At 44.6% G+C, this 21,461-nt stretch carries 16 protein-coding genes and 1 tRNA gene; 8 read left to right on the forward strand and 9 right to left on the reverse strand.

What is annotated here, in order from left to right:
• Positions 1 to 86: 86 nt before the first annotated feature.
• From HBAL_RS04410 to rpmH, 6 genes are all read right to left on the reverse strand, one after another.
• Positions 87 to 1,184, reverse strand: coding sequence for a transporter (locus HBAL_RS04410; RefSeq protein ID WP_041301392.1), 1,098 nt, complete (start codon positions 1,182 to 1,184; stop codon positions 87 to 89).
• 56 nt (positions 1,185 to 1,240) lie between these two features.
• Positions 1,241 to 1,600: a hypothetical protein gene (locus HBAL_RS04415; RefSeq protein WP_015826721.1), complete on the reverse strand. Its 360-nt coding sequence runs from the start codon at positions 1,598 to 1,600 to the stop codon at positions 1,241 to 1,243.
• Positions 1,601 to 1,769: 169 nt separating this feature from the next.
• Complete coding sequence (gene yihA, locus HBAL_RS04420) at positions 1,770 to 2,411, reverse strand: ribosome biogenesis GTP-binding protein YihA/YsxC (protein WP_015826722.1); 642 nt, start codon at positions 2,409 to 2,411, stop codon at positions 1,770 to 1,772.
• 95 nt (positions 2,412 to 2,506) lie between these two features.
• Positions 2,507 to 4,309: a membrane protein insertase YidC gene (yidC, locus tag HBAL_RS04425; protein ID WP_015826723.1), complete on the reverse strand. Its 1,803-nt coding sequence runs from the start codon at positions 4,307 to 4,309 to the stop codon at positions 2,507 to 2,509.
• A 46-nt stretch (positions 4,310 to 4,355) separates the two neighbouring features.
• Positions 4,356 to 4,859 (reverse strand): ribonuclease P protein component, encoded by a 504-nt coding sequence (locus HBAL_RS04430; RefSeq protein ID WP_015826724.1) that lies wholly within the window; start codon positions 4,857 to 4,859, stop codon positions 4,356 to 4,358.
• A 5-nt stretch (positions 4,860 to 4,864) separates the two neighbouring features.
• Positions 4,865 to 4,999: a 50S ribosomal protein L34 gene (gene rpmH, locus HBAL_RS16585; protein WP_015826725.1), complete on the reverse strand. Its 135-nt coding sequence runs from the start codon at positions 4,997 to 4,999 to the stop codon at positions 4,865 to 4,867.
• A gap of 202 nt (positions 5,000 to 5,201) precedes the next feature.
• Here rpmH and HBAL_RS04435 point away from each other — a divergent pair, with 202 nt between their 5' ends.
• The 5 genes from HBAL_RS04435 to HBAL_RS04455 all read left to right on the forward strand — a co-directional run bounded on the left by HBAL_RS04435 (position 5,202) and on the right by HBAL_RS04455 (position 11,764).
• On the forward strand, positions 5,202 to 7,034 hold the full coding sequence (locus tag HBAL_RS04435) for a DUF262 domain-containing protein (RefSeq protein WP_149037359.1): 1,833 nt from the start codon (positions 5,202 to 5,204) through the stop codon (positions 7,032 to 7,034).
• Positions 7,035 to 7,165: 131 nt separating this feature from the next.
• On the forward strand, positions 7,166 to 7,939 hold the full coding sequence (locus HBAL_RS04440) for a DUF547 domain-containing protein (RefSeq protein ID WP_015826727.1): 774 nt from the start codon (positions 7,166 to 7,168) through the stop codon (positions 7,937 to 7,939).
• Between the two features lie 15 nt (positions 7,940 to 7,954).
• Positions 7,955 to 8,710 carry a TVP38/TMEM64 family protein gene (locus HBAL_RS04445; protein ID WP_015826728.1) on the forward strand — a complete coding sequence of 252 codons (756 nt, stop codon included), beginning with the start codon at positions 7,955 to 7,957 and terminating at the stop codon, positions 8,708 to 8,710.
• A 20-nt stretch (positions 8,711 to 8,730) separates the two neighbouring features.
• Positions 8,731 to 10,200: a dihydrolipoyl dehydrogenase family protein gene (locus HBAL_RS04450; protein WP_015826729.1), complete on the forward strand. Its 1,470-nt coding sequence runs from the start codon at positions 8,731 to 8,733 to the stop codon at positions 10,198 to 10,200.
• A 37-nt stretch (positions 10,201 to 10,237) separates the two neighbouring features.
• Complete coding sequence (locus tag HBAL_RS04455; protein ID WP_015826730.1) at positions 10,238 to 11,764, forward strand: sensor histidine kinase; 1,527 nt, start codon at positions 10,238 to 10,240, stop codon at positions 11,762 to 11,764.
• 19 nt (positions 11,765 to 11,783) lie between these two features.
• On the opposite strand, the gene ggt is transcribed toward HBAL_RS04455, so the two are convergent.
• A complete protein-coding gene (ggt, locus tag HBAL_RS04460) occupies positions 11,784 to 13,625 on the reverse strand; it encodes a gamma-glutamyltransferase (protein WP_015826731.1) in 1,842 nt (613 codons plus the stop codon).
• Between the two features lie 117 nt (positions 13,626 to 13,742).
• On the opposite strand from ggt, the gene HBAL_RS04465 reads away from it, so the two are divergent.
• Together HBAL_RS04465 and HBAL_RS04470 are read left to right on the forward strand one after the other, a co-directional pair.
• On the forward strand, positions 13,743 to 14,777 hold the full coding sequence (locus tag HBAL_RS04465) for a P1 family peptidase (RefSeq protein WP_015826732.1): 1,035 nt from the start codon (positions 13,743 to 13,745) through the stop codon (positions 14,775 to 14,777).
• 97 nt (positions 14,778 to 14,874) lie between these two features.
• Positions 14,875 to 14,951: transfer RNA gene (locus tag HBAL_RS04470), tRNA-Arg, on the forward strand.
• 367 nt (positions 14,952 to 15,318) lie between these two features.
• On the opposite strand, the gene HBAL_RS04475 is transcribed toward HBAL_RS04470, so the two are convergent.
• Entirely contained in the window at positions 15,319 to 17,322 is a 2,004-nt protein-coding gene (locus tag HBAL_RS04475) for an alpha/beta hydrolase family protein (protein WP_015826733.1), read from the reverse strand.
• Positions 17,323 to 17,765: 443 nt separating this feature from the next.
• Here HBAL_RS04475 and HBAL_RS04480 point away from each other — a divergent pair, with 443 nt between their 5' ends.
• Entirely contained in the window at positions 17,766 to 20,726 is a 2,961-nt protein-coding gene (locus HBAL_RS04480; RefSeq protein WP_015826734.1) for a TonB-dependent receptor domain-containing protein, read from the forward strand.
• A gap of 328 nt (positions 20,727 to 21,054) precedes the next feature.
• Here the strand turns inward: HBAL_RS04480 and HBAL_RS04485 are convergent, their stop codons facing one another.
• Positions 21,055 to 21,435, reverse strand: coding sequence for a response regulator (locus HBAL_RS04485; RefSeq protein WP_015826735.1), 381 nt, complete (start codon positions 21,433 to 21,435; stop codon positions 21,055 to 21,057).
• Between the last annotated feature and the right edge of the window lie 26 nt (positions 21,436 to 21,461).

Here is a 21,461-nt window from a genome sequence, read left to right on the forward strand (position 1 = left end):
AAATTCCTTTTTGCTCGATTTTTCAGTCAAAAAAAGGAAGTATATGTGGATATACTCCCTTTTAATTTTTACGCTGAACTATCCAGTTAGAAAGCTTTTTGCCAACCAAGGTTTAGCGTTAAATCTGTTTCCATTTGAGGACCATTCAGGTCCTGATACAGGGGAAAACCTGCTTCAAAAGCGATGCGTTGACTCTTGAGAAACCCAGATTGTCCAACATAATTGAAGCCAATAAGTGCTTCTATTTTTTCGCCACCATAATTGTCCGGATCAGCAGTTTGAACAGGTGCCATTATATTGATGTCTTGGCCGTCAATTGCACCTAAAGTTTCACCACGGATTCTGCCAGAAACTGAAAACGAAGGAATAAATTCATAGGCAGCCCATGCTGTTGCTTCAAATTTGTTCCCCAATGAATAGTTCTCATCATTTTCATTTAACCGAATAACGGCACTTGCTTGACCACCTAAACTCCATTGTCCTTTGAGGGTACGTGCTGTGATGGATGGCTTTAGGTCAAATGTTCCTGAACCCAATTGCATTGCATACGGTGAACGTAGCGTGGGCTGCATATTCATAGGTGTGAGAACTTGCGCTGACTCTTCAATTGAACCAGTCGGCAAGGAAAGACTTAAACCAACATTGAATTGCTGGTGGGGTGTTTTACCTTCATCTAAGCCAATGATTGCACCAATGGTTGTGTCCCCGAAGCCAGATGTCTCAACGTTGAATTCTCCAAGGATATTGGTTCCCATTCCGCCCATATACGTGGTGTGGTTCATGTCATTTGTTGTGTACATGCCCATAGCCATTAGTGTGATGCGGTCTGATAGACCATACATGCCACCGACCATGTGCATTTTCATTCTCATATCGTTTGGCACAACGCGCAAAGTAGGCGGCATAGAAGGCATACCAGCAAATTTATTGGGAATGGTGGTGACTATTTCTTCATTGGAAAGTGAGTCTGTGCCGTTTCTATTGCCTTCCATATCCATGTACATAAAGCGATAGGAGGTCATCCATTCACCTTTTTTGTGGCGATGGTCCGCCATAACACCGATAGGGGCATGGTCCGTGGCGTAATTTACCTTACCGCCATCACCATCATGGGCGAAAGCAGGCGCTGAAATGGAAACACAAAGCGCGATTGCACTTGCAGATAGTTTTGAAATACGTGTCATTTGAATTCTCATACTTTTCTCGCTTTATCGAGCGAGTTAGATTTTTACGGTGAGGTTTAAATCCAAAGCAGAGCTGGTGGGCCACGCGCAGGAAGCGGTGGAGACGTTGAATAAATAAAAGCAACATCTTTAGGGTGAATGCCACCCGAAGATGGGATCACTTGAAGAATTATATCTTGTTTGAGGGAAGCAGAGTTAAGAGTCCAGTGTGTTAGGGACGCGTACTCACAAGAAGTGCTGTCATCAGAATTTTGATGATCTTCGATCGAGTCTAAAAATTTGCCAGTTGTGATGTCGAGTTTTGCAAAACGGTCATTATGGCCGCCACCACAAATTTTTACACGAATGAGATTGTCAGGGTCTGTCTCGACCATATAGCCGTCAGCTATTGTTGCATTCAGGGCAACAAAGCACATCGTCAATAACGCGATGAAGCGGATCTTATGTTTTGTGATTAACTGAATTTCACATACTTTCAGAATGAGTTGAGGCGCTCTCTAGCATCCTAAATCATTCATGATAAGTGCGATAAAACGCGCATCCATATTTGAACAATACTCGTGGTCTGGAAAAGGCCAGCATTGTTTATAAAAGTGCGACTATTTCAGCTTTGAGTTCGGGGAGGCCGATGTTTTTTTCTGCCGATGTAAGCATGATGCGAGGGTGGGCCGCTGGATTTTTTTTAATTGCAACAACAGCGTCATCAATTACTTTGTCTAGCTCTGATTTTTTGAGCTTATCAGCTTTTGTTAGAACGATCTGATAATTTAAGGCTGCGCGATCGAGAACTTTCATGATGCCTCTATCAACATCTCCAACACCGCGACGGCTATCAATGAGCAAAAATACGCGTTGTAAATTTGTGCGTCCGCGAAGATAGGTTTGGGTGAAATTTGTCCATTTATCGACGACGGCTTTGGGTGCTTTTGCAAAACCATAGCCGGGAAGGTCCACCACATATAGAGCTTCAAGAATGGTAAAGAAGTTTATCTCTTGTGTGCGCCCCGGTTGGCCAGAAGCGCGTGCGAGTTGTTTGCGGTTGAACAAAGCGTTGATGAGAGAAGATTTTCCAACATTAGAGCGGCCAGCAAATGCGATTTCAGGGCGATCAGCTGGGGGAAGGCCCTGCATGTTTACGACACCTTTGACGAAATTGACCTCAGACGCAAAGAGTTTGCGGCCATCTTCTATTTGTAGGGCTGGGTATTCGTATTCATCGCTCGTCATTTAGTGGCTCGATTATGTCGTTTAGAAAAAGAGAACGGGGCCAGATGGCCCCGTTCAAATTGGCTTGTTTTTTAGAGTACGTCTACTCTTTAGGGCTATTCGGCTGGTTCTTCACTTTTGCCGAATTTAGCTTTGATGAATTTATCAAACTGTGTCTCCACACCATTTTTGCGCATAATGTAATATTGTTGCGCAATGGATAGAATGTTTGACCATGTCCAGTAAATAACTAGGCCTGCTGCAAATCCTGCAAAAATAAACGTGAATACGATTGGCAGGAATTGCATCATCATACGCTGTGTTGGGTCTGGCGGCGGTGCGTTCAAGTTTTGCAAGAGCCACATGGTGAAACCATATAGAATTGGTAAAACACCGATTGATAAAGCACCAATAAGAGGAAGGCTGGAAGGATCAAATGGAAGCGCACCAAACAAATTTAAGAATGAGGTTGGATCTGGTGCTGAAAGGTCCTTGATCCATCCAAAGAATGGTTCGTGGCGCATTTCTAGCGTTACAAACAAGGTTTTGTAGAGGCCGTAGAACACAAACATTTGCGGGATGAGAGGCAAACAACCAGAGAATGGGTTGGCTTTTTCCCGCTTGTATAATTCCATTGTTTCTTTTTGTTGGCGTTCTTTATCGTCAGCCCACTTCTTTTTGATCTCTTCCATTTGCGGCATAAGCTTACGCATTTTCGCCATGGAAGCGTATGCTTTGTTTTGAATAGGGAAGAAGGCCAATTTGACGATGACCGTCAGCGCGAGGATTGCTAAACCAAAATTGCCAAACCAACTGTTGAAATGGCTAAGTAGCCAGAAAAAAGGCTTCGTGAAAAACCAGAAATTTCCCCAATCAACGGCATCGGTAAAGCGTGGAATAGCTTCCTGTCCTGTTGCGCCTTGTTGGTAGGCATCAAGCACTTCAACACGCTTGGCGCCTGCAAATATACGCTGAGAATAGCTTGCGGTTTGACCCGGTTCAATCGCGCGGTCTGTTCCTTCAATTGAAGCGACATATGTTGGGCGCAGGCCATCCATAACAACCTTTGACTGGACTGCGACGTTTTCAGTTTGGGCTGGAATGAAAGCTGTCATCCAGTATTTCTGGGTTAATCCAATCCAGCCACCTTGGGACGTGTAAGCAAGGGCTTTGCCTTTATCAAGGTTTTTGTATTTTTGAAGCTTGAGTTTGTTGCCAGCCATTCCGACAGCACCTTCGTGAAGGATGTAGAATGGTTTCCAGTCGTCTGGCATTCCAAACTGACGCATAAAACCAAATGGACGAATGGAAAGTGTTTCAGAGCTATTGTTCGTCACAGTGTCGGTGTATGTGAACATATAATTGTCATCGACTTCTATCTTACGAGAGAACGACAATTGAGTTGTTTCATAGCCTAATGTTATTGGAGTGGAAGGTGTCAGTGTGGAACCGGCTGTTTGCTTCCATAGTGTGCTAACGCCAGGCAAGCGGTCCGCATCACCGCGCCACCCTAAAGCAGCATAGTAAGCGCCTTTGGATCCTTGAGGTGATAGAAGGTGTACTTCTTCTGTTTTTTCAATTGTTTCAAAGTGGCGCTTCATGGACAAATCATCCAAGCGTGCACCTTTTAAGGATATTGAACCATCGACACTGGAAGCATCAAAATCAATGCGGCCACCATTTGATGTGTCTGTAAGAATTTCAGCACGGTCTACAGGTGCGGCACTGGCCGTTGTGTCAACACTTCCTGATGAAACTGAAGGTGCGGCAATCGCAGCCTGCGCTTGAGCTTCCAAGCGGGCTTGTTCCTGCGCTTTTTGCTGAGGTCCCCAGATAAAGAATTGAGATAGAGCCATGACGCAGAGGACAAGGCCAATGCCAATCATAAAACTTTTTTGGTCTTGTGGTTGCTGCTGCATGTTGGCGCGTTCTCTACTTCTTCTAGTTCAGTTTTATTATTTGCGTTCAGCGCTTTTTATTGCGTTGATTGCCATAACGATTTGGTTTCGGGTCAGGTGGATCACCTGATAGAATTTTCTGACGCAGGCTTAGCAATGCGCTTTCTACATCGTCAAGCAATCCATCCCATTGTCGGGTCGCTGTGTCACGTCTTGCTATAAACACATAGTCCACGTCAGCAAGGGCATGTTTGTACATTAATTGACTGCTAGCTTCTCGAAGGCGTCGTTTTGCGCGATTTCTAACGACAGCGCCACCTATTTTTTTTGTTGCTGTAAAACCTGCACCTGCAATTTTCGGTGAAATGAGTTTGTTTACTGGTGTGTTTATGTTGTTTTGGGAAGGGGGATTTGTCACGGAATCTACTTGAAGGCTTAATCTAGGTCTTGCTTGAACAACGACTGAGCGTCGTCTTTCAGCATATCCTTTGGCCACAAACAAAAACGCGCGCCGAACGCGTAAGCGCTCGACGCGGTCAATTGTAGTCTCGTTCAGCGCCTCAGACGCCATCGGGCTTAAGCCGATAGCTTCTTACGGCCTTTCGCACGACGGCGGGCCAATACTTTCTGACCGTTAGCTGTAGCCATCCGCGAGCGGAAGCCATGGCGACGTTTGCGAACGAGGTTGCTTGGTTGAAATGTACGTTTCACGGCTCACGCCCTCTAACAAAAAACTAGGTAATAAGAAGGAGCGGTTGCTATAGGTATGGGGCAAGTAAGTCAAGGGCCTTATGCCAAAAGTTTAGTCACAAGTCATTTCTCGTGGTTTCTCTTACACTCCTTTGTTTACCTTAGCTATTAGATGGTGCAAAAAGAGCCTGCTTGGGAAATACTAGGAGGGTGGTCACCATTCATGGGCGCTAAACCAACGAATGACATTGCAACGCGCGTGGAAACAGTCGGCTCCTTGATGGGACGAAGGTTGTTTCAACCTGCAAGCATTCAAAGAGATTTTAAATGGGAAGCTGCTAACTGCGTTGCGTTGTTTGAAGATATTTATCGTGTTTTTTCTGCTCACTATGACGTGGCCGAGGAAGATGATGATGATAATCTTTTGTCTTTGTCGCCGGATGATTTGCAAACAGGTGATCTATCTGGTGTCGCTCCAGAAATCGAAACGGTCATTGAAGGCCCTCCCAATGCGTACCTGCTGGGACCAATGTATCTTGCTCCTCCTAAAAATGGTGTAAGTGAAGTTTATGATGGCTTGCAGCGTTTAACGAGTTTGACAATTTTGCTGTCTGTTTTGCGTGATCGGGTTTCTCTTGTCTCGAAAGAGTGGGGGGATTGGATCCATGGTTTTGTTGAGGACGCTCAGTGGGGGTATCGTTTAACTTATCCTGTCAAAAGTCATAAAGAGACTGGTACAGCGCGTTGGTTGACTGAACTCGCGCAGAAGCGAGGCGAAAGTATTAAGTTTAGACGCAATCTAGAATCAAATACGCCGCGTGGCCGTGTAACACGTGCAATAAGAGAGTTCCGAAGGTTGACTCAGGACATGAGTGCAACAGAATTGACGGCTTTTGCCGAGTTCTTGATGACTCGCGTTCGGGTTGTTGCCATTCAAATCGAAGACATGCGGCTAGCACGTCAGGCATTCGTCACCTCCAATCAGCGCGGAGTGGCTCTTTCAGCGGTTGATATCTTAAAAGGTGTTCTTATGGACATCGCAGGCAATGATGATCGCGCCCGTCAAGTCAAAGATGTGTGGGATCGTATTTCAACGACGCCCGACCTCGAGAATTTTATGAGCGCGGTGGATTATATTGAACGCCGTGAACAGCAAGGACCGTCTCATCTTGTTGAGTTTGGTGATTATCTTGCCGAAGCTCGTCCAGGTTTTGCTATTTTGGAATGGATGGAGCGTTTAGAAAGCCTGTCTCATGCATGGCGACTTTTGAAAACAGCTGTTTATGATCCTAAACAAGATCCGTTTGATGGGGATTTATGGCGTTTGGGATTGCAAAACTGGAATGAATGGAAGCCATTGGCGCTCCACTTTATTTTTGTTTATCAGCAGGCTCAATTGGAAAACAATAAGCGCCGGATGGATGTGGTTGAAAACCGTTTTTCAGATTTTCACCGTCGTGCGATGGCAATTTCATTGGCTGGACTTGGGGCAAAAGCCCGACATGCGATTATTCGCCGTGCTATAGAACAATCAGAAGGGCTTACCGGAGATGGTAAGTCTAGAAATTGTATGTCTTTGAGTTATGGGGCGCTCCGCCTGAAACCGACTCAAAAGGACAGAGCATTACGTCAATTGTCGACGGGGTTTGATGATTATGAGGCCCGCGTTGCATTCTTGCGTTGGCTTGAGAGTTTGCATTGGACGCGGGAAGCATTGCCTGATTATGTCGCTGGCGGAACAGTTGAGCATGTGATGCCAACATCGCCTTCACCTGATGCCAAGCAATGGGCGATAGATTTCCCAGATCAAGATGCTCGCCTAGGATTGTGCAATATGTTGGGTAATTTGATCTTGATTGATCGAGAAACAAATAACAAAGCGGGATCCGGTGATTTCTCTGAGAAAGTAAAGTTTTACAGAGAAATGAAACAGCCATTTGCTATGTCTGAAGAGGTCGCACAACTTAATAAATGGCGTCCTCAAGATATCGTTGCACGGTCTGAGCGTATGAGAGAGTTTGCAATTGAGCAACTGGATTGGGACGGCACGGAATAGGTCGCATTGATCCTGTGAACTAACTTGTAAACTTTCAATCACACGCTTGTTAGCGATGGAAATAGTCTTGTGAAAAGGCATTTCACATAAAACCTGCTATTGAGATAGTTCTAAAAATAAGGACTATCTCAATGCGTTTACCTGTTTTTTCAATTCTAAGCCTTGTACTTACTCTGATGATGCAGCCTGCAAAGGCGCAATCACATAAAGCTTGGACGCAATTATTGGGAAAGTATGTCCAGGAAAATAGTGATGGTATCAATCGTGTAGATTATGCGCGGTTGAAGGAGAGTGATTTAGATAGGCGTAAACTTCGAACTTATATTGAAGAGATTGCCCAGAGTGAAATTTTCAACAATGGAACAAGCGAACAAAGTTTTGCTGCATGGGCTAATCTGTATAACGCTTTGACAATTGAACTTGTTGTTAAAAATTATCCAGTCGATTCTATTCGTGACATTGGCGGAAACTTTATTTCGCGCGGACCTTGGAATAGGGATATCGTTGAAGTGGATGGCTCTAGTCTGAGCTTAAATGATATTGAACACAAGATATTGCGTAAGAAATGGAATGATCCTCGCGTCCATTATGCAGTAAATTGTGCGTCAATCGGGTGTCCCAATCTTCAGAAGGCCGCTTGGGAAGCTGAGACTCTGGATATTGAATTGGACCGTGCTGCCGCAGAGTTTATAAACCACCCTAGAGGCGTGGAAGTATTACCTGACGGTAGATTGAAACTTTCAAGTATATATCGTTGGTTTAAGGAGGACTTTGGCGACTCACAAGTTGGTTCGGTTATGCATTTGATGAAATTTGCATCGCCGTCGTTAGCGTCAAATTTATCAGCAGAGACTATGGTCAAATCATATCAATATGATTGGTCGCTCAATGATATTAAAAAATAAGAAAGCACGATCATTATGAACGCAGTTTCAAAAGTTGATGAAAATACGAAATCAGGACCACATTTGCTTATAAGAATGTGGCCAATATATATTATGGCGGTTGTGATCGCAGTTTTTATTGCCAATGGCTGGCATAAATTATTGTCGCTGGAAACATTGCAAACTCAACGTGAAGTGCTCACAAGTTTTGTATCTGAGAACCTGATTGTTGCTGTTTTCGCGTATCTGGCAATATACGCCTTTGCGACTTTGTTTATGATTCCTGGCGCGCTTTGGATAACTATCTCTGGCGGCTTTTTGTTTGGACTGGCCGGCGGGAGCATCCTAACTGTTATAGGAGCAACCCTTGGTGCGTCAGCATTGTTTTTTGCGGCGAAGACATCTTTAGGGACCGCATTGCAGGATAAGGCAGGGCCATTTGTGAAAAAGATGGAGGCTGGTTTTAAAGAAGATGCACTTTCTTATATGTTTGCACTTCGGTTTTTGCCAATTGTCCCTTTTCCTGTCGCTAATATTGCGCCGGCTATCCTAGGCGCAAAATATAGTCAGTATGCCCTGACAACTGCTCTAGGTATTATTCCGGGGGTTATTGCATACACTTGGATTGGTGCAGGATTGGGTGCAACATTTGACGCCGGGGAGACTCCTGATTTTGCAGGTGTCGCAAAAAATTTACTGCCTGCATTGATTGCGTTGGGGATTGTTTCGCTCATACCGGTTGCGTGGAAAAAAATTGGGCCTAAATCTGCTGTTGTGGTTGATAGCGAATAAGAACTTCTAAGGAATAAATCATGCCCAGCAGTTTAGATGAAGTCGCTATGAAAAAAAGCACCAAAAAACGTCTCAAAGCTGACCTTGTTGTGATCGGGGCGGGTGCTGGCGGTTTATCTGCTGCTGCAGGCGCAGCGATGCTTGGCTTGAAAGTTGTGCTCTTTGAAAAAGGGAAGATGGGTGGTGATTGCCTTAACTTTGGGTGTGTTCCGTCGAAAGCTCTGATCGCTTCAGCAAAACAGGCGCAAGCATTTAGGACTGCAGATAAATTTGGATTGACTTCAGCAGATCCGGGTGTCGATTGGAAGCGTGTTAAAGAACATATTCAAGGTGCTATCGGCACGATTGAACCAAATGACAGTCAAGAGCGGTTTGAAAGCATGGGCGTTACCGTGATCAGGGAAGAAGCTCATTTTGTAACAGAGCATGTGATTGCATCTCAAACCACACAGGTGAAAGCGAAACGTATAATTATCGCAACTGGATCGCGGGCGTTGATTCCGCCAATCACCGGCCTTGAAGATATAGAATATCTGACGAATGAAACACTCTTTGATATTGACGTTTTGCCTGAGCATTTGGCTATTCTCGGCGGCGGGCCAATTGGCATTGAAATGGCGCAGGCCTTCCGGCGTTTAGGGGCAAAGGTGACTGTCATTGAGCGCTCTAAAGCGCTTAGTTGTGTAGATGAAGAGCACGCGGCTTTAGCTTTAAGGAAAATGCGAGAAGAGGGTGTTGAGGTACTTGAACAACATGCGGTAAATGCTGTTTCTACGACGGGGGCAGGCATACGTGTTGAAGTACAAAACGCTGCGAATGAAGTGTCTGCGTTGACAGCAAGTCATTTACTTGTCGCAACTGGTCGCGTTCAATTTTTCGATACACTAGCGCTGGAGGCGGGCGGCGTTGAATATGATCATCTTGGTATCAAGACGAAACCGAATTTACGGTCTGTGTCGAATGGACGTGTATGGGCGCTGGGCGATGCAGCGGGACGCGGACAATTTACGCATCTAGCAGGTTGGCATGCATCTGTTTTTGTTCGCAATGCGTTGTTTAAGTCTGCAACACGCGCAGATTCTTTGCCTGTGCCAATGGTAACTTATATCTCACCGGAGATTGGGCAGGTTGGTCTAACGGAAGCTCAGGCACGTAAAGAATATGGTGATAAAGTAAAAGTCTCAAAATTCGAGTTTGATGATATTGACCGGGCTATTGCAGAAAAAGATACAGTTGGAGGTGCTAAGATTGTTGCCCTGAAAAATGGGACTGTTCTTGGTGCTTCGATAGTTGGTGAGGGGGCTGGAGATATCATTCAGCTTGCGGGACTGGCAATGTCTAATGGTTTAAAAATTAAAGCTCTTACGAATTTCATCTCGCCTTATCCAACACGCACTGAGATACTTAAACGGGCGGCATCAAAATGGTATGAACCACTTGTATTCGGTAAAAAAGCAAAATTCATAGTAAAGATTCTGCAGGCATTTTGATTAGATTTGCCTGACTCGAACAGAAAAATGGGGATGAGTGAAAGAGGAATTTTCTTCTAAGGAAACAAGTAAAAACTTGTTGTCTCTGGACGGAAATCACCCAGCAGGGGCTGGCGTGCACAAGAGTGGTGTAGAAAATCACAAGAAGAATCGCTTTTTTAAGCTACCCAAATTTGAAACTGGATTACCGGCAAGACTACTGAGTCTTACCGTTGTGTTTGTACTGTTGGCAGAATTTCTGATTTTTCTGCCTTCAGTCTCAAAGTTTAGGAATGATTGGTTCGATGAAAGAGTGCAGGCTGCGGAAATAGCAGCAATTGCACTAGAGGCTGCACCTAACCGTCAAGTATCTCAGGGATTGAGTGAGCGCTTGTTATTTGAAACCCAATTGCTGGCAGTGGCAATGGGGGATGAAGATATGTGGGAGCTGGTCTTTAGCCCGCAAATGCCTATCGATTCGATACCTGTACCGATGGATTTGCGCGAAGAGCGCGGTTGGGATTCTTTCTTTCGCACTATAGAACATGCAACAGCAAAAGAGGGCCGCATCCTGCGCATTTTATCATCAACCGACAGTGGTAGTGATGATAAATACATTGATATTATTGTGCCTGAAGCTGCTTTGCGCAGCGATCTATTGGAGTATGCTTACAATATTTTGCTATTGTCTCTGCTTGTTTCAGGGCTAACGGGGGCATTTATTTCATGGTCACTATATCGCTTAGTGGTAAAGCCTATGATGCGAATTACCAATGCTGTTGCCGATTTTGGCGAAGCGCCTGAACGTCTGGCAGCTTTTAAGCCGTCGGGGCGTCAAGATGAAATTGGTAAAGCAGAAAACGCATTGATTGATATGCAGAGTGCAGTTTCTAATTCCTTCCGACAAACAAAACGTCTAGCGGAACTAGGAGAAGCGGTTGCTAAAATCACCCATGATCTACGCAATTCATTGGCTGTTGCTCGGCTAGCTTCCGATAGTTTAAGGCGTTCAGAAGATCCGCGTGTTCAATCCGTGGCCCCAAGGTTGGAGAGAGCGATTGAACGTGCCATCGGCCTTGCTGAGTCAACATTATTGTATGGGAAGTCTGACACGCCTAAGGCCAAAATGGCGTCGATTGAAATTCGAAATATCGTTGAAGAAGCTTTTCTTGAAGGTATATCTGCGTTTGCTGAAATTGATTGGCTAAATGATGTAGATGAAGACATATCTGCATATGCTGATCCAGATATGTTGCATCGTCTATTATCAAATTTAGTGAGAAATGCAGGCCAAGCTATTTCTGATCACAATATCGAAGCAGGGCTAGTCCGTATTGCTGCGACTGTTGAGAAAGGGTGGATGCATGTCATTGTTGAAGATAATGGGCCAGGTGTGCCTGTTCACGTCAGGGACAAACTCTTCCTTCCTTTTTCTATCTCTGAAAATAAAGGAGGCACAGGGCTAGGGCTTGCGATCACTCGTGAGTTAGCCCTAGCAATGGGAGGAGACGTATATCTAAACCATGATTATGAGCATGGCGCTGCATTTGTTGTGAAACTGCAGCGAACAGACCCAAATATCTGATAACAAAATTAAATTTGTATTATTCTCTATTATCGACAGTTGCGACAATTCCTTCACGCCGGTTATCTGCAGCGCCTTCAAAATGATCGGAGCGGGCAACAATCGTGTGAATACCAGAGTTTTCACCTTCTCGCTCGCGTACGTTATATCCGGCGTCTTTCAAGGTCGTCGCAGCATTTTGACCGTCAGGAACTCCAATCTCAACATTCACGCTATCGCCTCTAGCTATGATGTTGGGTAGATTAGCTGCTGCTTGAGCATCCATTTGCCAATCAAGCACTCCTAGCAATGACTTAGCAGTATAAGCGATGATTGAGTTTCCGCCGGGGGAGCCGGTGACCATGAAGAGATCATCGTTTGCGTCAAATACGATAGTTGGTGACATAGACGAACGAGGACGTTTATTAGGGGCTGGTGCATTGGCAACTAGCTTGCCATTTATGCGGGGCGTGCGGGCAAAATCTGTGAGCTCATTGTTGAGAACAAAACCACCTTCTTCGACCCAGATGGAGGAGCCGAATGGGCTTTCCACCGTAGCTGTCATTGAAACAGCGTTTCCATAGATATCCACAATGGAAAGGTGAGTTGTGCCAGGTTTATCGTCACTGGTGTCACGGCCCCACATGTCTATTATTGGTTTGTTGTGCAATATCGCTCCGGGATCGCCAGCTGTTGGGGATTGTGAGGCTGAAAATCGGTCATTCGCGCGAGCATCAAGATATTTGGGGTTGATCAAATCTTCTGATGGCACTGTAACGAAATCTGTATCGGCAACATAGTGATCACGGTCAGCATAAGCGAGGCGTTGTGCATCAACAAAAGCTTTTAAATGTGTATCCGATGGAAAGCTATTTGAATGATCAGATGTTGAAAAATCCATACCTTCAGTAAAGCGCTCATATAAGCCGAGGATCATGGGTTGTGTAATACCGCCTGATGACGGCGGCGGTGCTGAACATATTTTGTAGGTTTTATATGGTCCGCAGAGTGCATTGCGTTCAACAGCCTCGTATGCGCGGATATCTTTAGCGGTAAGTGCACCAGGAATTTCAGCGGATTTTACTGCTTTTTCAATTGCGTCAGATAATGGGCCTTCATAAAACCAGTCCGCGCCCTTGGTCGCAATATTCTTCATCAGTTCAGCATAGGCTGGATTTGTGCGATTATAACCCACCTCTAAAGGGGTGTTGTCAGGGTAAAAATAGGCAGCACTTGCTGTATTGTCATCAAGGTTCATTGCGCCGCGTAGGCGTTCATTGGAAAGCAATCCATTGAGGCGGGGGGAAACTGGAAATCCGTCACTTGCAAGCTTTTCAGCTGCGCCAAACAAGCTGCTCCATTCAACGATCCCAAAATCTTCATAAGCTTGGCCATAGGTGCGTACGATTGAGGGGACACCAACACTTCTGCCGCTTTGCCATGCTGTGACGTAATCCATCGGTTCACCAGCATCATTGAAGAACAAGTTTTCATCAATGGCGGCAGGCGCAGTCTCGCGTCCATCATACATGCGTGTCGTGCCGCTATTGCGATCATATACCATCATGAAGCCACCACCGCCTATTCCTGAGCTTTGAGGTTCAACAAGTCCTAGCACAGCATGGGCAGCTATAGCTGCATCAACAGCATGGCCACCACGTTTCAATACGGCTTCAGCGGCTTTAACGGCATGCGGATTTGCTGCAGTTGCCATTGCTTGACCTGATAGTCGCCAGTTTGACTCTGTAGCGAGTGCATTTGCTTCTCTAGAGATTACCTGTTCATCGCTAGCATTTTTTGAATCCGAATGGGGTTCATTGATCTGGCAGGCCACAAGCGCTGTCAAAAAACTGGCTGTCATCAAAACGTGTTTAAAGCGCATATTGATCGATGTCCCTTAATGTCATTAGTTCGGTTGATCTATTCATGATTGGTATATCAGGATAGATATTTGATCTCTATCCAGAATTCTATGACTTTAGATAAGTACAGGCACCCTATGACTACAACATGCGTCGGCGCGAAAAATTTAATTACTGATGTGCCTGGAATAAAAGTGGGTAATTCACACGATGAAAAGGTACTCACAGGAAGCACGGTTATCTTACCTGATGCGCGCGCTGTTTGTGCTGCTGCAATTGCGGGCGGCGGCCCCGGTACACGAGAGACGGATGCTTTAGGGGCTGACAAACTGGTAGATGCTGTTGATGCTGTCGTTCTTTCTGGTGGTTCTGTTTATGGACTGGCTGCAGCAGATGGTGTTGTAGCAGCGCTTGGCGCTAAGGGAGAGGGGTTTGGATTGATGGACTTACCCAATGTGCCAAAATCTCCTGTCGTCCCGTCAGCCATCTTATATGACCTTGCGAATGGCGGCGATAAGCAATGGGGGGAAGATACGCCCTATAGAGCGTTAGGACGTGCCGCTTATATTGATGCATTAAATGCAAAAGATGGACATGCCATTGGGCAAGCTGGTGCGGGGTTTGGCGCCCGTGCAGGCAATGAGCGTGGAGGATTGGGATCTGCCAGTGTAGTAACGCTGGATGGAATGACGATTGGAGCACTTGTTGGTGTAAACTGTTTTGGTGCAACACGTATGCCGGGGTGTGATGCTTTTTGGGCCTTTCCCTATGAAATTAAAAATGAGTTTGGCGGTATGCGGCCTCCAGCTGATTTCTCTCTTGATCCCGATGATTGGGGGGGGGCGAAGATAAATCCCTTAGCAATGCAATCGACTTCTACAGATAGAGAGAATACAACAATTGCCTGTGTTGCAACAGATGTCGCTTTAACACCAGCACAAGCCAAGCGGGTGGCTCAAATGGCATTGTCGGGGCTTTCACGTGCGATACGTCCAGTTTTTGCACCATTTGACGGGGATGTGGTATTTGTTATGTCGACAGCAAAACAAGCATTGCCTGAGCCTCATCCATTGGTCCTCGCTCGACTCGGTGAGCTTGCGGCCGGGACTTTAGCGCGCGCTGTTGCACGCGGCGTATTTGAAGCGAATAAATCTATTAAAAAACAGAGCTAGATGAAGTTTTTTGACTCAATAGTGATCTTTTTGAAATTTTTACTTGCATCCTTTGGGAGGTAACGATAGAAACCGCCTCTCAGACGAGATGATGAATGGTTTGGTAGCTCAGTTGGATAGAGCACTTGACTACGAATCAAGGGGTCGGGGGTTCGAATCCTCCCCAGACCACCATCTCATCTCGTCTGACTAATTTTTCAGAAAATTGAACAAATAAAGTAAGTAGACCTTCAAGCTTGTAAAGACAATGTGCACGCATCCTTTGAAGCAGCTATCAGCCATGAAACTTGCGACGTTCATTTCTAATGCATGGCTGTAATCATTCAATACATCGGTTGAAGTCAGAACTAAGTCTATGCGATTTGTATAATAGAAGTCTTTATCTGAAATTCCAAATCAAAAGGTCGCTTAAATCCGGTATTGCTTTTATCCCTAAATTCACGACTGTGGGGAAGGAAGAATGATATAAATTGCTGGATCATTCCCTGAGCTTAAAATGAAAAGGGCTTGGTTTGATGCCAAGCCCTTTTCGTAGGTTTTTTTAGTTGCTAAAACAGCGGTTGTCCAAGAAATCATCAATTGCATTAAAGCTTGTGTTGAAGTTTTCAGGCCACCAAGGATTGCTGTGTGGCATGTCTTTCACAACAACCAATTCAGCATCCACTTTGTCTTTTACTTTGTTGTAAAAATCAGTTGAGTGGAAAAGTGGCACACGCACATCGCGATCACCGTGGAAAATCAGTATTGGAATGTTTGCTTTATCTGTGTTCTCTATCGGGTCCATGCCTGTCACAGTGTGGCCTTGAATAGCACGCTGGATGCGGTCATTGCTCCAAAGTGCGCCTACTCGTTCTAAATTGGCAACACCTGCACCCGCAATGGCACATTGATAAGGGCTATTCTCACGAACAGTTGCTGCAAATGCTGCAAAGCCTCCGTATGAATATCCCATCATGACGAGTTTATTTGGATCGGCAATGCCTTCTTGAACAAGCCAAGCAGCTCCATCGTCTTTATCATCCTGCATTTTCTGCCCCCACTCATTGTCACCTGCTAACCAAAGACTGTGGCCCCAGCCCCGAGAACCGCGATATTGAGGTTTAAGAACTGCGTAACCACGAGATGTAAAAAAGTGCACCCATGTGTCGCCGCCGCCGGAGGATTGTGCATAATCACGCGCCCAAGGCCCCCCGTGTGGCATAATAACTGTTGGAACCGGGCCATCACCGTTTTTCCAACCTGGAGGTTTTGCTAGAAATGCCGGAATCTTCATTCCATCACGAGCATTGTAATAAACAAGTTCAGTTGGTCCGATGTCCTGAGGTAAAATCCATGGACGTGACGCGCCAATGAGTTCCGGTACCTTACGGTCGCGTAGCAAATAATAAGTTGCCGTGTCGACTGTGCTACCGGTTATAAAGAGGACTTTGGAAAAGTCTTCTGTATATTCTCTGATAGTGATCGTTTTGCCTGGAAATGCTGATTTTAATCCTTCGTGAATAGCATAAAGATCCTCATCAACATAGTAAACTTCCTCATCCGCGGCATCATAGAAGACAGCTAACAGTTTGTTGAAGTTATTAGGTTTCCGGCCAAGTGATATGCCTGTGACAGAGAAATCAGGGTGCGCAAAAAGTGGTTGATCATCAAACTTTTTAGCTTTTGCGTCATACATGTAAAGCGCAGATTTATCGCTGAATTGATCAGTCACAACATAATATTTACCTGATGTTTCATCTTTTCCAACAACATCAATTGTATTGCGTTTTGAAGATGTCCAAGTTAGTTGGCTGTGCTCTTCAAACTCACCTGCATCATTAACAATGAGAGTGGTGAAATAATATTCTCCATCTGCTAGATTATCTAGACGCTGTTTGGTCAACAATTCGCCTGTTCGAGTATCTATCAATCCGAGGCTATCAGTGGCGTTTTCGCGAAAAATAAGCTTATAAGAATCCTTTTTCAAATCATAAACGAGGTATTCGGTAAATTCCCACTCTTTACTTACGCGGCTTACGACAACTCTAGTATCATCCAGCGGTAGATCCGCAACGATGCCACCAACGTCAGACACTTTCGCGCAAGTTTCTAAGATCCCATTTCCAGTCTTAACTGGCTCAAAAGGTTCATCAAACTTTTTCATTTTGATGTCTGTCATATAAGTTTTTTGAATGAAGGTTTTAGTCGCGCCTGTGGACTTTCCTTCGATACATCCATACATCGCGCCAGTCCAAGCTTGGTTGGCACGAACAAGAATTTTACCCGCCTTAAATGCGGATGCACCGATGAATTTCATCTTGTCATTGGATGGCGTAAATGTTGGCGCTGATCCTGGTTTTGTGAGATCCCAAACAGCGACACCACGGTCTGTTCCGTCGTTTCCGGGAGGGGTCATAAGGCCCACAAGAAATTTCCCATCAGGGGACATGTCCAGCGAAGACATGGCTGGGTATCGCCCTAAATCCTCGACAGGAATTTGCGCGTTTGCACCCCATGTTATTGATATCGCCGCAAACGCAAAAGCCATAGACTTTAATAATTTCATTCTTCACCTCAGAAACGTTTTATGGAATGCAACCAGAATATTAGATGCAGCTTGTAGATTGTGTTTTATAGCAACCGCAAGTGTAGTTTTTAAACTCCAAAATCTTACATGCGTAAAATTTCAGACAGACTCATTCCATATAATTTTAGAAATATCAAATATGACATTCGTAGAGATTAGTCGATATCTATCGTGATATCGGCTCGTGGCGCTTAAAATTTGCATAATTTGTAGCTAATTAGTCACATTTTCTAGCAAATGACATGAATCGAAGCTTTTTTTGTTCCTCTCTAAGTTTTTACACCTTGGCAAATTAAATTTGAAATGCGAACTTTGTGGCAGTTCTGTGTCATTGGGGCATTCTTTGACATAAAATCCTGGGAAACTAATCCCAAACATTCATCAATAATATATATATTGATTAACATGGGTCTTTAACTTAAATGAAGAAATTACTTAAAGCGAAGACGTCGCTATTACTCTCCGGAGTAGCCGCGAGTACTTTGTTGTTTACTTCAGCTTACGCTCAAGAAACTGAAACGACTACCGCACCTGACGCTGTCGAAGCGCCAGCGGCTGAAGATACAAAACGTATGGATCGTGTTGTTGTAACTGGTTCGTTACTTCGCCGCGATGAATTCACATCAACATCTCCTATTCAGGTAATCACAGCGGAAGTCGCGACTCTGGAAGGTTTGGTTGATACAGCTGAAATTATTCAGGGTTCATCAGTTGCAGCCGGTTCCGTTCAATTAAATAACCAATTTGGTGGGTTTGTTGTTGAGGGTGGTACAGGTATTAACTCTGTGTCTCTTAGGGGCCTTGGTGCAAACCGTTCACTTGTTCTTCTAAACGGACGTCGTCCAGGACCTGCGGGTACTCGTGGTCAGGTCGGTTCATTTGACTTGAACGTGCTACCTAGCTCTGTCATCACGCGTGTTGATATCCTGAAAGATGGTGCTTCTTCAATCTATGGTTCTGATGCTGTTGCAGGTGTTGTAAACGTCATAACAAGAACATCGATTGATCGCCCTGAAGTAACAGTTCAGTATAATCAGCCTGTAGAAGGTGGTGGTGAATCTCTGGTAATTGATGGAGCTTACGGTTTAAACTTTGATAAAGGTAACATCGTTCTAGCGGCTCAATACACCAAGCGTAAAGATCTCTCAATCGGAGACCGTGACTATCTTTCTTGTCCAAATGACAATGTTTATGACGCCACAACTGGTGAAAATATTGATCGTGAAGACCGTTCTATCCAAGCTGGTACAAATCTATCATGTTCCAGTGGAAACGTTTATCACAACACAATCATCGATCTCTTTACCGGAGACCGTTACATACCATCCCCAGATGGTGTAACTATCGGTGGTCTAGAAGGTTATCGTCCACGTGCAAACGGTCGTTATGATGACGCTGGTGGTGTGGCTTTTTACGAAGATGTGATCAATAGTGAATATGCTCTAACTGAAGACGCATACAACGCTATGGATTTGTTGACATTATACGGGTCATCCAACTTCGAGTTTGATGTTCTTGGCGGCATCACATGGGATACGGAACTATTATATAGCTCGCGTAAAACAAAGTCTGAAGGCTGGCGTCAATTCTTCCCAATCATTGCGGATGCATCTCTTGCAGGTTCTGGTTACGGATATTTAAACGCTGATGGCACAGACAGTGATTTCACAAACCCACTTGGCTCCCTCGTTCAGCCAGTGGCGATTGCGCCGTCAAATAGTGAAATTAATGTCGACTATTACAACTTAGCGACAGGTGTTGATGGTACTTTTGGTGGTTTGTTACCTGATTGGACTTGGTCCCTTGATGCTGTGACATCTAAATCAAAAGGTACATATGGCGGAAACCAGATCTTGGTTTCTAAATCAGGTGACTGGAATTACAATTATGGCATAGAAGGGCCAGGTTATTCTTTCGCACCAACTTATGACCTGTTCACACCAGAAGCATTAAGCGGCGCTGACATGTCATGGTATGATGCAATTTCCAGCTATGAAGAGGGTGAGACAACTTATGAGCAATCCTTGTTCACAGCGGTTGCTTCTGGTCCTATTTTCGAATTACCAGCTGGTGAGGTCGGTCTAGCTGTTGGTTTTGAAGCGCGGGAATTCTCGATTGATGACCAACCATCCGAAGCTTCAATCAATGGAGACCTTTGGGGTTCAAGTTCCGCGCTTGTAACCAAGGGTGAAGATGATGTGGTTGAATATTTTGCAGAGCTAGAAGTACCTATCTTAAAAGGTGTTCCTGGATTTGAAGAATTGTCATTCAATGGTTCAGCACGTACATTTAACTATGCTTCTTACGGCACAGGTGATGTATGGAAGGCTGGATTGAACTGGCAGGTTATCCCGTCAGTACGTTTCCGTGGTTCTAAAGGTACATCATACCGTGCACCAGCACTTTATGAGCTATACCTTGGTAGCCAAACGTCCTTCCTATCTCAATCTTCAATTGACCCTTGTATCGATTGGGGTAACTCAACAAATGCCAACATTCGCACAAACTGTGCGGCAGATGGTATTCCAGATGACTACAATGGTGCAGCGTCAAGTGCCACAATCACATCAGGTGGTGGAGCTGGTAACCTTAAAGCTGAGACTTCTGAGTCAGAAACTATAGGTGTTATTTTTACGCCAACATTTGCTGACCTTTCTATTGCGATTGATTACTTCTCAATTGAAGTGAATGATCAGGTGAGTAGCTTGGGTGCAGGTGCGATTCTTGGAGGATGTTACGGAGCTAACAACTTCCCGAACGCTTTCTGCGATCTGTTTACGCGTACAAATGATCCAGCAAACGCACTTGCTCACCACGGTGTGGCAACGGTTACGGATAGTTTCTTGAACGTGAACCAACAGAAAACGTCTGGTTTTGACTATACAATTCGTTACAATCACGACTTTGATTTCGGTAGTATGGTTTTTGAACTTCAAGCAACACAAACAACTGAAGATATCGCGCTATTGTTCGATTCTGATGCTGAATCTGGGTTCGATACAGATGATTTCTCAGGAACAATTGGTGACCCAGAATGGGTTGGTAATGGACGCGTAAGTATTGAACGCGGTGACTGGACTTACTCTTGGTTGTTTGACTACATTCACGAAACTAGCAACGCAATTTATGCAGATGAGTTCTCAACTTACTTTGGTCGCGCTGCTCGTTACATCGTGGATGCAGATTCAACATTAACTCATGATTTATCAGTACGTTACCAAAATGACGACTGGAGCATTGTAGGTGGTTTCTTGAACGTTTTCGATGAAGATCCTCCATACATCTCAACAGGTGTTGCTAATCGTCGCGGTAACATTCCATTGTCAGGTGGTTATGACCTCCGTGGACGTACAGCATTCGTGACTGTAAACCGCAAATTCTAAACAAGACCTCCGTTTAGAGTATTAAAAGAAAAGGCTGCCCATTTTGTGGGTAGCCTTTTTTCTTGGTGTTGAGAAAAGGAAAGCAGTTTTAGAAAGGGGGGGACGTGCTTTGGACAACAGAAATTTGGTGTTGTTTTGAGAAGAGAGTGTCACGATTTCATATGAAATTTGAAGCTTGAAATATCAAGAATGAGCGGTTCATCTCCGCAAACATTGTCATATTCGTGCTGAATATTTTGGGTAAAACTGTGTTGATGGTGCTGCAATACTGGCAAAGTATTGTGTTTTGTATTCCGTTGTGATGAGCAATGTCTTGAGAAGAAAACGGTTACGAAAAGTTTTCTAATGCCAGCATTTTCAAATCGTCTTCATCAAGCGGCTTCGTAAAGAAGTGTTTTACACAATCGTATGCAGTCGCTTTTTCGATATCAATTTTTTGATCAGACGAAGTCAACATAATGACCACCGATGTTTGATCGGTTCTTTGATTATAGATTTCAAGAAATTCGTGCCCGTTCATTTCAGGCATGTTGATATCAAGAAATATTATGTCCGGCTGAACATCTAAACTATCTAAAATCTCTAGAGCTTCTCTACCATTATATGCTGTTTGGATTTCAATATTTTTGTCATGTTTTTTTATGACAAGTTCCGAGAGAAACAAATCAGCATTGGAATCGTCAACTATTAGAACGCGCTCTATTTTCATTTTATCAATGCTAGCAAGACAAGTGT

This window comes from Hirschia baltica ATCC 49814 (assembly GCF_000023785.1).
Classification (GTDB): Bacteria; Pseudomonadota; Alphaproteobacteria; order Caulobacterales; family Hyphomonadaceae; genus Hirschia; species Hirschia baltica.

Coding starts and splice junctions, on each gene's coding strand:
- HBAL_RS04410 (WP_041301392.1), bottom strand. CDS start 1,184: ATGACACGTATTTCAAAACTATCTGCAAGTGCAATCGCGCTTTGTGTT.
- HBAL_RS04415 (WP_015826721.1), bottom strand. CDS start 1,600: ATGTGCTTTGTTGCCCTGAATGCAACAATAGCTGACGGCTATATGGTC.
- yihA (WP_015826722.1), bottom strand. CDS start 2,411: ATGACGAGCGATGAATACGAATACCCAGCCCTACAAATAGAAGATGGC.
- yidC (WP_015826723.1), bottom strand. CDS start 4,309: ATGCAGCAGCAACCACAAGACCAAAAAAGTTTTATGATTGGCATTGGC.
- HBAL_RS04430 (WP_015826724.1), bottom strand. CDS start 4,859: ATGGCGTCTGAGGCGCTGAACGAGACTACAATTGACCGCGTCGAGCGC.
- HBAL_RS04435 (WP_149037359.1), top strand. CDS start 5,202: ATGGGCGCTAAACCAACGAATGACATTGCAACGCGCGTGGAAACAGTC.
- HBAL_RS04440 (WP_015826727.1), top strand. CDS start 7,166: ATGCGTTTACCTGTTTTTTCAATTCTAAGCCTTGTACTTACTCTGATG.
- HBAL_RS04445 (WP_015826728.1), top strand. CDS start 7,955: ATGAACGCAGTTTCAAAAGTTGATGAAAATACGAAATCAGGACCACAT.
- HBAL_RS04450 (WP_015826729.1), top strand. CDS start 8,731: ATGCCCAGCAGTTTAGATGAAGTCGCTATGAAAAAAAGCACCAAAAAA.
- ggt (WP_015826731.1), bottom strand. CDS start 13,625: ATGCGCTTTAAACACGTTTTGATGACAGCCAGTTTTTTGACAGCGCTT.
- HBAL_RS04465 (WP_015826732.1), top strand. CDS start 13,743: ATGACTACAACATGCGTCGGCGCGAAAAATTTAATTACTGATGTGCCT.
- HBAL_RS04475 (WP_015826733.1), bottom strand. CDS start 17,322: ATGAAATTATTAAAGTCTATGGCTTTTGCGTTTGCGGCGATATCAATA.
- HBAL_RS04480 (WP_015826734.1), top strand. CDS start 17,766: ATGAAGAAATTACTTAAAGCGAAGACGTCGCTATTACTCTCCGGAGTA.
- HBAL_RS04485 (WP_015826735.1), bottom strand. CDS start 21,435: ATGAAAATAGAGCGCGTTCTAATAGTTGACGATTCCAATGCTGATTTG.